11 protein-coding genes are annotated in these 14,223 nt (G+C 71.2%); all 11 read right to left on the bottom strand.

Annotated elements, in window-relative coordinates; translation table 11 throughout:
- Positions 1-50: 50 nt before the first annotated feature.
- The gene (locus tag WME98_RS51525; RefSeq protein ID WP_437948929.1) at positions 51-2,477 is read right to left on the bottom strand and encodes an FAD-dependent oxidoreductase; all 2,427 of its coding nucleotides are present in this window, start codon (positions 2,475-2,477) and stop codon (positions 51-53) included.
- Between the two features lie 13 nt (positions 2,478-2,490).
- Entirely contained in the window at positions 2,491-2,931 is a 441-nt protein-coding gene (locus WME98_RS51520; protein ID WP_437948928.1) for an SCP-2 sterol transfer family protein, read from the bottom strand.
- A complete protein-coding gene (locus tag WME98_RS51515) occupies positions 2,903-3,970 on the bottom strand; it encodes a hypothetical protein (RefSeq protein ID WP_437948927.1) in 1,068 nt (355 codons plus the stop codon). The genes WME98_RS51520 and WME98_RS51515 overlap by 29 nt, the downstream gene beginning before the upstream one ends.
- Positions 3,967-4,266: a hypothetical protein gene (locus tag WME98_RS51510; RefSeq protein WP_437948926.1), complete on the bottom strand. Its 300-nt coding sequence runs from the start codon at positions 4,264-4,266 to the stop codon at positions 3,967-3,969. Before WME98_RS51510 ends, WME98_RS51515 begins: the two co-directional genes overlap by 4 nt.
- Complete coding sequence (locus tag WME98_RS51505) at positions 4,256-4,648, bottom strand: hypothetical protein (RefSeq protein ID WP_437948925.1); 393 nt, start codon at positions 4,646-4,648, stop codon at positions 4,256-4,258. Before WME98_RS51505 ends, WME98_RS51510 begins: the two co-directional genes overlap by 11 nt.
- Positions 4,645-5,364 (bottom strand): hypothetical protein, encoded by a 720-nt coding sequence (locus WME98_RS51500; protein ID WP_437948924.1) that lies wholly within the window; start codon positions 5,362-5,364, stop codon positions 4,645-4,647. Before WME98_RS51500 ends, WME98_RS51505 begins: the two co-directional genes overlap by 4 nt.
- A gap of 17 nt (positions 5,365-5,381) precedes the next feature.
- Positions 5,382-6,680, bottom strand: a complete 1,299-nt coding sequence (locus WME98_RS51495) for a polyprenyl synthetase family protein (RefSeq protein WP_437948923.1) — start codon at positions 6,678-6,680, stop codon at positions 5,382-5,384.
- Between the two features lie 638 nt (positions 6,681-7,318).
- Positions 7,319-8,128 (bottom strand): lysophospholipid acyltransferase family protein, encoded by an 810-nt coding sequence (locus tag WME98_RS51490; RefSeq protein ID WP_437948922.1) that lies wholly within the window; start codon positions 8,126-8,128, stop codon positions 7,319-7,321.
- Entirely contained in the window at positions 8,125-11,883 is a 3,759-nt protein-coding gene (locus WME98_RS51485) for a serine/threonine-protein kinase (RefSeq protein ID WP_437948921.1), read from the bottom strand. Before WME98_RS51485 ends, WME98_RS51490 begins: the two co-directional genes overlap by 4 nt.
- Positions 11,884-12,261: 378 nt before the next feature.
- Positions 12,262-13,530 (bottom strand): hypothetical protein, encoded by a 1,269-nt coding sequence (locus tag WME98_RS51480; RefSeq protein WP_437948920.1) that lies wholly within the window; start codon positions 13,528-13,530, stop codon positions 12,262-12,264.
- Between the two features lie 275 nt (positions 13,531-13,805).
- Positions 13,806-14,138, bottom strand: a complete 333-nt coding sequence (locus tag WME98_RS51475) for a DUF433 domain-containing protein (protein ID WP_437948919.1) — start codon at positions 14,136-14,138, stop codon at positions 13,806-13,808.
- Positions 14,139-14,223 lie beyond the last annotated feature (85 nt).

The following is a 14,223-nucleotide window of genomic DNA, read 5'->3' as shown; positions in this document are numbered from 1 at the left end:
CTCCCGCGTCCGTTTCGCGTGGATCGATTCCTGTGAGCACGCAGCCGTGCTCATGATCTGGTCGGTAGCCCCAAGGAAGAAGCGATCATCGACATGATCGAGGAGAGCGTCGCGCCTTTCTCCGTACCCTCCGCGATGGCGCGCAGGAGCGCCTCGGGCAGCTCGTCGAGGCCGAGGATATCGACAAAGTGGGGGAGCCCTCCGGAGCGGCCCTCGGACGCGGGGCCGTGCGCCGGCTCATTGTCTCCGCTCCCCGAGTAGTAGAAGAGCCTTCGGTCGAGCTCCTTGAGCCATTCGAGATCGGGCAGCTCGCCTTCCTCGGGGTTCCATGTCTCGCAGCGAGGGAAGCTGAGGGAGGAGTCTCTCCTCTGAAGGTCGTCCAGGATGGCGTTCGCCGCGTGGCGACCGGACTCGTTGGCGGCCTCCATGGTCGTGAGCCGGGTGTACGTCTGCATGTAGGTGCCGGCGAGCACCCACCGGCCACACTGCACCTGGTATGCTCCCGGCGTCCCGGGGCGCCGCCGCCAGTCGCTGGGCCGGTTGACCAGATACGGCGCTCCGTTCCGGATCGGTGTGTCCGTCTTCGGATCGAATTCGAGGTAGTCGTCGATATGATAGCAGATGGGCTTCGGGGCGCGGACATCCGGGGCGAGCGTCGCGACCACCTGGGACCACACCTCCTCGGCGATCTCGTCCCGCGTCGATTCCCACATCTTCTTCCCTTGAGTTTGTCCTGCTATCGAGCCGTCCGCGTGGCCGCCCTTCGTGTACACGTTCCCGATGTCCACCGAGAGGAGGCCGCGGTACGGGTCACTGGTGTCGCGGCGACGGTGCCAGAACCTCGGCTGGGAGATCGACGAGAGACGCCAACGCGAATCGAGGTAGAGCGTGTGCCCCGCTCTGGCCATCACGTCCGTCGGAAAAAAGAACTGAATCCCCGTGAGGTGCTGGAGCGGGTTGTCCTGCATGTGGCCGGGATCGTTCCAGTCTTTGTCTTTCAGCTCCTCCGCCCACGCCGCGAGCTTCTCGAAGTCCCGAACCTCTGCGGGAAGATCACGGGCGTGCTGTTTGTGCACATCGAGAAATCGCTGCGCCAGGCCCGGCTCATAGGGGGTGCCGCCCTCCGTGCCTGGGTCGCCACGGAGCATGACCGGAAGCGACGCGGCGATGACAAAGTAGCAGTCCGCGTCGAGCTCATCGGCGCCGTCTCCAGTGATGACGGGCAAGATCTGTTTGCTGACGTCGTCGTATCTGAAGTCGCTGAGTCGCCCGATGTGAAACTCTACTTCTTGCTCCTTACGCAAGTGTTTCCGCCAGTGCTCAAACCAGGAAGACGAGGTCGGCGAGATGAGCGTGGCGTCCACGCGCCCCGGGCGCAGGATGGGGTCGAGGAGGAGCTGTGTGACACAGTTGCCCTGAGTTCGAGCATCGCTCTTTCTCGCGACCATGGCCCCGAGCACCTCGGGCGCCTTGTCCATGTGATCCTGGCAGATGGGGCTGAGGCGATCGCCTTCGATGAAATCCCACCAGGAGATGTCCTCATATTCGGCCTCGCGACGCTCCGCGCAGGAGGTCATGTACTTGAAGATCTTGAGCGCGAGCTGGGCGATGTCGCCGTGGGTATATCCGAGCTCCGACACGTAGTCCTTCAGGGTGCTCAGCAGCGGGCTCAGCCCTATGGGCGCCTCGCGAGGGAAGACCACCGTGCGCGCGGGCTTGTCGCCGCGCGCCGCCATCGCGAGGTAGGAGCTCTTCGTCGGGACGAGGTTATCGAGGACGGTTCGGAACGTCTCCGAAACATCCTGCGTGCTCGTGACGACGGGAATGCGCCTCATCGTGTCAAAGACGTGCCGGTAAAATGATGGAAAAAACCGGAATCCGTGCTCGCCAGGCACCGGCAACGGTTGGAAACTCAACTTTACGTCGACTTTGCCGGCTTTCTTCGGGCTCTCCTGGCCCAATAGCTTGAAGGGCAGCTCTCGCTCGGGCCTGATCTTGCCGCGGAGGTACTCCTCCAGTTTTCTGGCATATCTCTCGCCATCCTCCGCGGTGTGGCCATAGCCGATGAGCCGTAGAGGGGGAATCTTGTCATAGGTCGATAGGATATCGGCGAGCTTGTCGACTCTCGGCTGGCTCGATGCCCACAGCTGATAGTTTACCTGCACCGTTGGAAGCAGCGGATCGGCGCGGGCAATCTTGCCCGAGCTCAGCGAGGGCATATCGCCCTCGTCGATCTGAGCCCACTGCGTCCGCGCGACACCCCCGACGTCGCAGTGGCCGGGGCGCCACGGGTCCTCTGCGGGCTCCACGACGTGCACCTTGAACCCTCGCTCCGCGAGCTCGTGCGCCACGGTGAGCCCGGCGATCCCCGCGCCGAAGACCCAGACCCTCGGCAACGGCCGTGCCTCGGGTGGATCTCGGCGCTCCTCCTCGCCCCGCGCGCCGCTGTTCACGACAGGCCCCCCCTCGTTCATCATCTCGCCTCGATCGTCATTGTTTTCGGGCTGATGCATCGATCCTGAACTCCTTCAGAAGCCACGGAAACGACGGGCTCCGGACCGCCCCGCCGAGGTAGATCATCAAGCCGTCATGAAACGCGAGCAGATCGTCCACGCTCCCCCGCAGCGACACCGCGTCGCTCACGACCGCGTCGAGGAGCGTCGAGCGCGCGTCGATGAGGTCCAGGATGGCCCGGCGCGTCGTGCGGCACTCCACCGCCGGGGCGCGCGCCGCGCCCTCGACCCGCACCGCGCCGCGCGCGCACGCCACGCCCACGCGCTCGCCGTCGACCTCGATCAGCACCTCGCGCGGCGCGAGGGCGCGGCTCATCGCCTCGTACGCCCACGGCAGCTCGCGCTCGATCAGATCGAGCGAGCGGGCCAGGAACGACGCGAACGTGCCGTCATGCGCCCAGGAACTCGAAGATCGCACGTCCCTCCATGGACACGGTCTCGCCGCGCACCAGGCCCGATAGCCGCACGGTGCCGCTGACCTCGTTGATGATGGTGACCCCGAGATCCTGATCGTTGGGAATGATGACCTGCGCGCAGTCGCTGGACTCGAACACGCACTCCATCCAGTCGCCGTCGGCCTCGCCCTGGATGTGCAGGCGGCGCGGGACGTCGGGCAACAGATCGGGCGAGAGCAGCGCCATCACCCGCGGGAGCTTGAGGATACGCGCGGGGCGGAGGTGGCCCTCGTGCCGGATCTCGAGATCTTGGGCGCGGAGCACGCGGTGCTGGCGCGCGCCCTTCCACAGGAAGAGCGCCTGCGTGAACGCGCGGGTGTGCGCGCGATCGGACAGCCGGGCGAAGACAAGGCTCCACGGGCACCCGGGCTCATGAGGCAGGCCGAAGCCCCACTCCCAGGCGAAATCGCGACCCCACGAGAAATGCCCCCAGTTGTGGTCATGATAGGCCGGCGCGCCCTCGAGCCGCGTTTGCCTGCCGGCCACCGTGACCGTGCCGCTCGCGAAGAGGCGCGGGACGACGAGCCAGTTGATCGGCGGGCCAGGATCGAGCTGGACGTTGTTGGCCAAGGAGGGCATCGACGCCGGGCGCAGCCGGAGATCCACGGCGATGGGCCGCTCTCGGAGCGCCGCCGAGATGTGGTATTCGCCGTCCCGGAAGACCACGGTGCTCTGCCCGAAGGCCGCGTCGATGTGGCCGGCGCGCACGGCGACGTCCGCGGGCGCATAGAGGTCCACGTCCCCGTCCCAGCCCTCGCCTCGCACCAGCACCGTCACCCGCGCGAGCTCCGCGGAGGGCGCGGCGCCGGTCCGGACGTCGTCGCAGAGGCTGAAGTTGACGAGCACGTCGATCTGCGGGCCGTAGACGCAAAAGTGCAGCCATTCCTTGTGACTGCCAGGGCCGCCCACCGACGCGGGCGAGCGGCGGAGGTAGTCAGCGCGGAGCAGCGCCTGGCGGACCACCCCCGCCTCGACGGGTCGGGCCACGTCGAACAGGCTCATCGCAGGAGCCCTCGCAACGTCGCCCTGGGCGTGGGCCCGGGCGCCGCGCGCGGCCCTCGCTTCGCGGCCCGGAGCGCGTGATGGACGCTCTCGCGAAAGCTGATGAGGCCGAGGACGAAATCGAGCAAGCGCTCGTCTCCCGGTTCCGGCAGCCGCGGGACCCCGGGCGAGCTCGACGGGCACCGGCCATAGCGCGCGAGCACGGCGTCGAGCCGCCGCGAGGCGGAGACCAGCCCGAGCGCGAGGTGCAGGAACGCGTTGCGCTCGTCGAACTCTTCTCCATGCTCATCGAGCATCGTCGCGCTCCCACGCCGACTCGAAGAGCCGAGACAGCAGCGGCTCGAGGGCATCGACGCCGGCGGTGTGGACGATGGCGTCGAGCAGCTTGGAGGGCAGCATGGTGTCGGCGTCCTCCTCGAGCAGGTTCAGCGTGCCGACCTCCCACACCACGCGGCCGCGGCGTATCAGCTCCGAGCCCGAGAGCTCCTCTCGCCACCGGCGCCCCTCCGGCGTCTGCGCGAACGCGCGGCCCTCCGCCGCGAAGGCCCTGAACAGCGCCTGCGCCGCCGCTGGATACCGGAGCAGCAGCCGCTGCGCTGTCCGGAGCACGACGGCCAGCTCGTCTTCCGGGTCGTGGAGCACCACGCGCGGGGCAGGGACGTCGTCCGGGGCGCTCATCGGGTGCTGCCCTCGGGGCCGGCTTCATGAGCCACGTCGACGCGGACGGCGAGCGTTTGCCTCGCTCGACCCGACATGAGGATCTCGACGCTGCCACGATACCGGTGGCCGGGCTTGTAATGGCTCCTGTCCAGCGCGAGCACCAGCTTCACCGGCAGCTCCTGGTCGGGCCCGAGATCGAGCGCGCACCCTGGCTCGAACTTCGCGCGGGGGACGAACGGGGGCCGACCGTTGCGGCTCCGCAGCTCGAGGAGGCGCAGCGCGACGCGGACGCTCTTGGCGCTGCGGTTCTCGATCACGAACACTGCGGAGGCGTCGTGCGCCGCAGCCGCGCTGCTCTTCGCCGGGAGCGCGCCCTTCAGGACCAAGAGCCCTGCGCTGCCGCCGTCGGCGGCGGGCTGGGCTCTCGTGCGCTGGGAGCGCCGAAACAGGAAGTCCGCGTGCCTGCGCTGGAGCTTGAGCGCCTCGTCCAGCATGCGGAGCTGGAGCCTCGCCAAATCGAAGAAGAAGCTGCTGGCGGTGGCGTCGTCGTCGATGGTTACGCTGGGGGCCTCCTCGTCGGGCGCGCCCCGGCGCGGGCGTCGCTCCGTCTCCTCTCTCTGCGCTTGCTTGGCGCGGTGAATCCCCGCGAGGGCCTCCACGACGCCGCCGATCAGGATCCGGCTCGAGTCATCCAGGCCGCCGCGTGTCGCCTTGCCGTGGCGTCTCTCTCCCATTCACCTAGCTCCGATCTTCACCGATCACGTTGAGTGACGTAGCTGACGAGGCCTTCCAGGAAGCTCCGATGAACGGAGGGCCGGAGCCACGCGCCGATGGCCGCGAGCGCCGACGCCGCCTCGCGCGCCCTGTCGAGGGCCACCCTCCTCGCATGCTCCACGCTGCGGTGCCGCCGGATGAGGTCGAGGAGAAACGCCACGTCGTCGGCCGTCTTCTCCGTGCGCGTCAAGGACGCGCGAAGCCCGTCGACCGACGTGCGCAGGCGCCCCTCCGCCGCAGGCGACAGCTCGCCACGCGCGGCGAGCTCCGCCAGCGCCGCGTCCATGCGGCCGAGCTCCTCGGCGGCGTGCGACGCGCTCCGCCTGGGCCTCGGCTTGCGAAGAATGGAGCGCGCTCGCTCGCGTTCGTCGGGCATCGCCGATCGCAGCGCGTGAAGGAGGATGAGCGTGTGCTTGCCCTCCCACAGGTCACCGCCGATCTCCTTTCCGTAGCGCGCCTCCTCGGCATCGAGGTTGAGCACGTCGTCGTGGATCTGGAACGCCACGCCGAGCACCTTCGCGAAACGAGCGAGCTCGTCGATCTGGCCCGGCTCGGCGCCAGCGATCACCGCGCCGATCGTCATCGGCGTCACGAAGCTGTAGTAGCTCGTTTTCTTCGCGACCATGCCCTCGTAATCGTCATCGAGCTGGTCGAAGGTGCACTCGCGCGTCCACATGAGCTCCGTGGCCTGCCCTTCGGCCGATTCCCGGGCCATCTCCGCCACGGCCTGCAGGATGCGGAGGGCCTTCCCCATCCCGAGGAGGCGCATGTTGTCGAGCAGCGGCGCGAGCGCGAGCGCGAGCATGGCGTCGCCGACGTTCACAGCAATCGGCATGCCCCAGGTCTCGTACAGCGTCGGCTCGTCGCGGCGCTTCTCGGAGCGGTCCTCCACGTCGTCGTGGATCAAAAATGCGTTGTGGTAGAGCTCGAGCACCGCGGCGGACGGCAGCGCCGGCTCGAGGCGCCCGCCGAGGGCGCGGCACGTGGCGATGCAGATCGCCGGCCTCAGCGCCTTGGCCGAGCGCAGCGGGTATTCGAGCATGAGCTCGTAGAGGCTCGACCCGTGAGGTGAGCCGTCGGGAACGATGCGTCGGATCTCCTCGAGGGTGAGCCTGCGACACTCCTCCAGGTAATCCGCGAGCTCGCCTTCGCCGAGCGGCCCCCTGGCCCTGACCGCCTCGTCCGCGCTCGCCGACGGTTGACCGTGCGGCGGGACATCCCCTTTCCACGTCGGCGGCGTGCCCTCGCTGACATGGCTCGGGTAAGAGACGCTCATGGTCGGACAACGTACCGGAGCTTGGCCTTGTCGCGCAAGAGAGCCTTCACCGCGCTCCGTTATGGTTACGCATCTTCTGATGCTCGTCTGCGGCCGTCGTTCTCGCTCGGGCTCGCTCGGGCTCGCTCGGGCTCGCTCGGGCTCGCTCGGGGCGTCCAGGCGCGTGGACACGTGTCCACGAAAGTGGACGCATAAGAGCGGCGCGATCGGAGCTCTCACCTCCTCGCAAGCTGTGGAGGGCGGCCCCTCGCATGAATGGATAACGCATCGGGATGGCGCGCATTCGCCGGTCCTCGCCCGCTCGCGCGTTCAGGCTCACATGCCGCGAGCAATTCGAGCAGGCTCACGTCGGCGAGCCATGGATGCGTCGATTCCGGAGGCGCGCCGTCGATGCCTTTCAGCGTTGCAGGAAGGTTCGATGAGCTCGGGGTGCCGATCGCGCTCGTTCGCCCGCTCGACGTCGGTGTGAGCCGCGCGGCGCGACCGTGAACCGTCGGGGAGCTCGCGCGGCTCCGTCGCTGATCCTCCCCGCGCGCTCCTCGTCGCGCCCCGCCGCACGACGACATCCCAGGTGCGGCGTACAGCCCGTGCGCGAGGGCAGCCTGCGCCCTGCTCGAAGGCGTGAGCCTCCCCGCCGCTCACCCGCTCCGCACCTCGCCCCCCTCCCGGACCGCCTCCGGCAGCGCCGACGCCACCGCGGCCCGGCACGCCTCCATCGAGGCGCGGAGCTCCTCGAGCGACGGCCCGGGCGGATCGAGCGGCGGGTGCACGACGACCCGCACGACGCCGGGCGCGGCGGCGTAGCGGCCCTTCGGCTGGAGCGCGCCCGCGCCCACGAGGGTCACCGGCAGCACGCGCGCGCCCGCCGCCGCGGCGACCCGGAAGGCGCCCGGCCGGAACGGCAAGAGCCGGCCGGTCGCGCTCCGCGTGCCCTCGGGGAAGAACACCGTCGACCACCGCCGCATCAGGTTGCGCTGCGCCGCGCCGAGATCCGCCACGGCGCCGCGGGCCCGCCCCCGATCGACCGGCGTGTGGCCGTAGAGGCGCATGCCCCAGCCGAGCACCGGCACCCGGAACAGCGCCCGCTTCGCCAGGAAGCGGAACGGCGCGCGCGCCTGCAGCACCACGAGGAGCGCGAGGATGTCGAGCGTGCTCTGGTGGTTCGCCGCGATCACGTAGCGCTCGCCCGGCCGCACGTGCTCGACCCCCTCGGCCTCGACGCGCACGCCGACGAGCCAGAGCGCCCCGGCCGCCCACACGACCGACAGGCGATCGTGCATCCGCTGCCGCGGATCGAAGGGGAAGCAGAGCAGGCCGACCGGGAGCAGCACGACAAGGAACAGCATCGCCCAGGCGTGGGCGAGCGCCGTGCGCGCGACCTCGATCGGACCGGCCGGCGCCGCGGCGGCGCCCCCCTGCGCCGCGGCGGCGCCCCGCTCCGCCGTCACTTCGCGACCGGCGGGGCCTCCGGCCCGTTGAAGCGCGGGACGAAGCCCTCCACCGAGGCGAGCGTCTCGAGCAACGTCACGTGGCGCAGCCGCGGGATCGCCACGTGCGTCCGCGCGCCGAGGTCGTCCTCCGTGATCGCGAGCGTCGCCGCCGCCGCGAGCTCCGCCACCGTCGCGCCGACGATCTGCGTCGTGCCCAGGCTGCTCGGCGCGGACGACCGGACCTCGCGCGGCGCGTCGGTCGTCCAGTACGCCCGCGGGGGACCCTGGAACGCCGCCTCGACCGGGGGCCGCGGCCAGAACGTCGGCTCGACGAGGCCGAGCTCGTCGACGAGCACCTCGCGCTCGGCGCGGACGTCGCGCGCCTCCGCCTCGTCGCCCAGCGCGTCGAACGCCTCGGCGCAGCGCTCGAGCGCCGTCACGAGCTGCGTCCGGTTGCCCGAGGCGCGGATGAGCTCGAGCGTCTCCCGGCCGTACGCCCGGAGCTCGCCGGCGTCGCCGCCGAGGAGCGCGCACGCGTGCACCCGGCCGACCCGGCCGAGCCCCACGGCGTAGGCGTCGCCCGTCCCCGCCGAGCCGATCTCGATCGCCCGGTCGTAGGCGGCGAGCGCCTCGCGGTGCTGGCCCTGCACGAAGAGCACGTCGCCCAGGTACCCCTCGGCCCAGCCGCGCCCCATGCCGATGCCGAGCACGCCGCTCAGGTTGCACGCGTTGGCGATCAGCACCCGCGCCCGCGCCAGGTGGCCCACGTGGAACTGGTGCCGGCCCGCGTACATCGTGCCGACGTACAGGTAGAGCCCGCTCAGGCCGTGCTCCTCGGCGTACGAGAGGAGCTGCGCGGTCGACCGCACCCCGAGATCCCAGTCGAACCGGCCCTCGGCGAGCACCGCGTAGTAGAACCACGTGCCGAACAGCCGCACGGGGTCGCGCAGGCGCTCGGCCAGGCGCGCGGCGTCGGCGGCGCTCTGCTCGGCCTCGGCGTAGCAGCCCGCCTGGCTCAGGGCGACGCAGAGGATGCCGCGCGAGTGGCACAGCTCGATGTACTCGCCCGCCGCCTCCGCGAGCTCGCAGCCGCGGCGCAGCGGCTCGGTCGCCGGGCCCACCTTGCCCGCCGCGCACAGCGCGCGCCCGAGGATGTTCGCGGGCAGGCACTGGTACGGGCGGAGCTCGGGGCTCGCGCCGATCGCCTGGAGCGCCTTGCGGCTGTGCGCCACGGCGTCGGCGAACTCCCCCCGGACGTAGTGCACGCGCGACAGCGCGCTGGAGAGCGCCGCCGTGACGAGCGGCGTGTCCGGCAGCGCGCCCTGCGTGCGCCGGAGCAGATCGAGCGGCTCCGCCGTGCTGCCGAGCAGGCACGCGACGCGCGCGAGCTCGTGGGCGCAGCGGGCCCGCAGCTCGATGCGCGCCGGGTCGAGCGGCAGCCGCTCGAGCAGCGCGAGCGCCTGCTTGAGGCGGCGGCTCGCGCCGTGCGGGTCCTGCAGGCGATCGGCCTCGTTCGCCGCGAGCAGGTACGTCTCCGCGGCGCGATCGAGCTCGCCGGCGCGCTCGACGTGGTGCGCGAGCGTCCCCGGATCGCCGCCGCGCAGCTCGATGCGCCGCGCGATGCGCCCGTGGACCTCGCCGCGATCCTCGGGCGGCACGCGGGCGGCGAGCTGCTCGCGCGCCGCGTCGTGCGAGAACGACGTGAGGCCCCCGTCCTCGCTCAGGCAGATGTGGTGCGCGGCGGCGTCGCGCAGGGCGCTGTCGACCGCCGCCGGGCCGAAGAGGCCGAGCTCGACGAGATCGTCGCGCAGGAACTGGCGGCCGATGAGCGCGGCCACGCCGAGGACCTGGACCGTCGTCGGATCGAGCGCCTCGATGCTGCGGGCGAGGACGTCCGAGACCGAGGCGGGCGCGCGGTAGTGCGCGTCGGCGCGGGAGATCTCGAGCGCGCCGCCGCGGCCGCGCTGCAGGAAGCCCTCGGTCTCCATGTTGCGGACGACCTGGATGTTGAAGAGCGGGTTGCCGGCGGCGAGCAGCGGGACGCGGCGGACGAGCTCCTGCACGAGGTCGTCGCTGGCGCCGCGGCCGAGCGCGGAGAGCAGCGCCCGGTTCGCGTCGGGCGGGAGCGGGCCGAGGTCGAGGCGCTCGACGCCCTTCCAGGCGAGCCACCCCGCCGAGCGCGGCGTCATCGGCGACGAGCCGGGCGAGCCGCGCAGCCCGGCCGAGGCCGGCGGCGGCAGCGTCGAACCGGGCGAGCCGCGCCCGGGGAACGGCGGGCGGGCCGTGCCGAGCAGCAGGATCGGCCGCTCGCCGAGCTGGTCCGAGATCCGGAGGAGCACGTCCTGCGTCGCCTCGTCGGCCCAGTGGACGTCCTCGATCGCGAGGACCACGGGGATCTCCTCGGCGATCGCGCCGAGCAGCCGCAGCAGGAGATCGGCGATCCAGCGCGTGCCGCCCGGGCCGATGGCGCCGCCCTCGTCGGCGAGCCCGACGGCGCGCATCAGCTCGGGGACGAGCCCCTGGAGCAAGGCGGCGTCGTCGGCGACCACGAGGCTGACCAGTCGGCGGATGCGCGCCGCGCGGCTGTCGTTGTGCCGCTCCAGCCAGAGCGCGATCTGCGTCAGCGCCTCGCGGATCGCGGAGTAGGGGACGAGCCCGGAGAGCTCGCGGCACCGGCCGTAGGCGACGATGGCCGCGCCCGTCTGCTCGACGGTCCGGAGCAGCTCGGCGACGAGGCGGCTCTTGCCGACGCCCGTGTCGCCGACCACCACGGCCGGCCGCGGCTCGCCGCACACCGCGGCCTGGAGGAGCTCGGCGAGCCGGCCGAGGTCCAGCTCGCGGCCCATGAACGGCGCGTCGTCGAGGGCCTCGGGCGGGGCGGCGTCGCGCTCGCGCTCGGCCGCGTCGGCGGCCGGGGGCTGCGAGGTGCCGTGGAGCGTGACGTAGTAGAGCTCCTTGAGCCGCGCGCAGAGCCGGGCCGCGCTCGAGAAGCGGCGCGCGGGGTCGCGCTGCATGAGCTCGTCGACGAGCGCCACGACCGGCGCCGGCGTCTCCGGCGCCACGGTGGAGAGCGGCACGAGAGTGCCGTAGACCTTCTGGTTGATGACGCTGTCGACGGTGCCGTCCGCGAACGGGAGGCGGCCGGCGAGCAGCTCGTAGAGCACGACGCCGACCGCGTAGAGGTCCATCCGGGGGCTCGGGCGCGCGAGCCCGCCCCGCTTCAGGCACTCGGGCGCGAGGTAGGCGATGGTGCCCGCGTTGACGCGGGCGTGCTCGGGCTGAAAGCTCACCGTGAGCGTGGCCAGGCCGAAGTCGAGGATCTTGAGCCGGGGCTCGTACGGATCGGTGAGGACGATGTTGCTCGGCTTGAGGTCGAGGTGCAGCACGTTGAGCGCGTGGCAGTGGGCGAGCGCCTCGGCCACGCGGCGCGCGATGCGCAGGGCCTCGATCGTGTCGAGCGGGCCCATCCGCGCGAGGTACCGGTCGAGCGTCTCGCCCTGCACGAGCTCCATCGCGAGGTAGAGGCCGATCCCGTCGAGGACGCCATACGACGAGAGCTTCACCAGCGACGGATGGCGCAGCCGGAGCAGCGCCTCGATCTCGTTCTGCTGGGCGAAGAGCTGCCCGATGTTCTGGGCGCTCACTTCCTTGAAGATCTTGATGGCGGCGACGTTCCCGGACTCGTCGTGGCCGCGGAACACCGCGCCGAAGCCGCCCTCGCCGAGCGGCTCGTCGATCGTGTACTCGCCGATCCTGGCGCCGCGCTCGATCAAGGGACCGCCGACCATCGTACCTGCCCTTCCGAGTACCCCGTCATCACCCGCAGAACCATCATGATACTCCGGACGCGGCGCCGTGACGGAGCGCAATGGCCACTTTTGCAGCCATCTTGCCATCTTGCCGCCTCGTGGCGCGCCGCGCCTTCACGGCCTGCCGCGTCTTGCCAGGTTCGACAGGAAACGTGCATGTCACGTTCGGGTGGCGATTCCGGTGCTCGTCCGGACGTCCGCGCCTCGCGCGGCGACAAGGAACGTGAGCCCGCATCCAGAACTGCGCTGTCGGCCTCGGGTCGGGGCCGAAAATGACGACGGCGGCGGCACCCCCGGGAGGGGGTGACCGCCGCCGCGTCCGGACTCAAGCCGTTCCGGGGATCAGGTCCCGCCGCTGGCCGAGCCGCTGGCCGAGCCGCTGACGCTGGCGCTGGCCTTGATGTTGACGTCGATCGAGGCCGTCGCGCTGGCCGACGCGTCCACCGCGGCCGCGACGCAGGCGACCGCCTTGCCGCCGGCCTTGAGCGCCGCGTCCTTGACCTCGACGCCCGCCTTGCCGACGCCGGACACGGCCGCCGCCAGCTTCTTGCCGGTCCCGAGCTGGACCTTGGCGATCGCCGGGAGCGACGCGCGGAGCGCCGCGATGAGCTTCTGCGCGTCGGCGTTCACCTTGCCGTTCGCCACGATGCGGACGTTCGGCGCGTCGCACTTCGCCTCGCCGGCGGTCTTCGCGGTGCACTGCACCTGGCAGCTCGGGTCGACGCTCGGGGGCTTGAACTCGCCCGAGCACTTCGGCTCCTTGATCTCCGCGCTGCAGCCGCCCGAGCAGGAGCCCGAGCACTTGGCCGAGCCCTTGATCTCGCAGGAGCCCGAGCAGGAGCCGTCGCAGGTGCCGGTGCAGCTGCCCTCGGCCTTGGCGTCGCACTTGCCCTCGCAGGTGCCCGCGCACGCCGCGCCCTTCGAGTCCTTGCCGTCGCACTTGCCGTCGCACTTGCCGCCGCAGGTGCCCTTGAACCCGGCTTCGCACTTGCCCGAGCAGCTCGCGTTGCAGGTGCCGGAGCACGCCGCGCCGGCGTCGACGGTGCACTTGCCCTTGCACTCGGCGTCGCACTTGCCGCTGATCTCGCCGCCCTCGCAGCTCGCCTCGAGCTTGCCGGGCTGCACCGGCGAGCCGCAGTCGCCGAGGCACTTCTGCATGGCCTCGATGTCGGCGTAGCACTTCGGGGGCTCGATCTGGACCGCGAGCTTCGCCTCGGCGTTCGCCTTGACGGCGGCGTTCACCTTGGCGGAGACCGCGTTGCAGACCTTCTCGGCGCCCTTGCCGCCGCTCGGCTCGGCCTTGAGCTCCGCTTCGCTCATGCCGAGATCCTTGCCGAGCTTGCCGCACGAGGCGATGAGGTCCGCCTCCAGGTCCGCCGTGAGCTTGTCGAGGGAGGCAGCGGCCTCGAGGAAGCCCTTGATCTTGCCCTCGACATCGGCGCCGCCCTCGAACTTGAGGTTGGCGATGCCGCCGTTCTTCAGCTCCTCGCATCCGCCCGCGGCGGACGCCAGGTCACCAGCGGGCCCGGGCAGGCTGTCTGCGCCGGGGATCCCCTTGCCGCCACAGTTCACGAGGAGAGGCGAAGCCAGCCCGAGCAGGGCAACGGGCATCGCAACCAACTTCCATCGATTGACGCTCATCTCAGAAACCCTCCGGCACCTCGACGGGTACCCCATGGGGCGCGGACCCTACACCAACGACCGCGACCTTGAAAGCCAGGACAGCCGCGATCCCGCGCGGCCGTCGCTCGCAACGCCGAGCAGCCCCGCACTCCGGGCCCCAGCAGAGATAGAGCGCCCTATTGCCCTAAGTCACGATGGCTGTAAAGAAACAAGCTGAGCGCGCCGAGCGGGGATGTGCGGCGGAGCGGCGCGCCGCGCCGTGATCACTCGTCGCCTTCGTCGAAGGGGAGGTCGAGCTGCGCGAGCGGGCGCGCGCCGACCGTGGGCCCGCCCTTCTTCTCGAAGAGCGCCTGCTCCCGGGCGATGTCGGCCTCGATGAGCTCTTGGTTGTCGTAGGCGAACGCGAGCGCGTCGAGCACGCGCGCGGGCCCGAGGTTCGGGTACCGCTTGAGCAGCGTCTCGACCGACGCGCCGCCGCGGTGCCACGCCCAGAGCCGCCGCACCGGGACGCGCGAGCCGGCGACGTGCGGGCTGCCGGCGAGCACCTGGCTATCGCACCGCACGTGAGGGTGGGGGACGCGGATTCGCGGGAGCACCGGCGCGGCCATCGCGCGGGGGAGCCTAGTACCGGTCGCGATCGGATGGAAGGGCGCCGCGAGCCGGCGGACACGCTCGGCGCCG

Origin of the sequence: Sorangium sp. So ce296 (assembly GCF_051529605.1) — a bacterium.
GTDB lineage: Bacteria > Myxococcota_A > Polyangia > Polyangiales > Polyangiaceae > Sorangium > Sorangium cellulosum_D.
This window is presented reverse-complemented; position numbering and strand designations above follow the sequence as displayed.

What these genes read in the sequence shown, in the direction of transcription:
- WME98_RS51525 (WP_437948929.1), bottom strand. Translation starts at nt 2,477, where the DNA reads ATGATGAACGAGGGGGGGCCTGTCGTGAACAGCGGCGCGCGGGGCGAG.
- WME98_RS51515 (WP_437948927.1), bottom strand. Translation starts at nt 3,970, where the DNA reads ATGAGCCTGTTCGACGTGGCCCGACCCGTCGAGGCGGGGGTGGTCCGC.
- WME98_RS51510 (WP_437948926.1), bottom strand. Translation starts at nt 4,266, where the DNA reads ATGCTCGATGAGCATGGAGAAGAGTTCGACGAGCGCAACGCGTTCCTG.
- WME98_RS51505 (WP_437948925.1), bottom strand. Translation starts at nt 4,648, where the DNA reads ATGAGCGCCCCGGACGACGTCCCTGCCCCGCGCGTGGTGCTCCACGAC.
- WME98_RS51500 (WP_437948924.1), bottom strand. Translation starts at nt 5,364, where the DNA reads ATGGGAGAGAGACGCCACGGCAAGGCGACACGCGGCGGCCTGGATGAC.
- WME98_RS51495 (WP_437948923.1), bottom strand. Translation starts at nt 6,680, where the DNA reads ATGAGCGTCTCTTACCCGAGCCATGTCAGCGAGGGCACGCCGCCGACG.
- WME98_RS51480 (WP_437948920.1), bottom strand. Translation starts at nt 13,530, where the DNA reads ATGCCCGTTGCCCTGCTCGGGCTGGCTTCGCCTCTCCTCGTGAACTGT.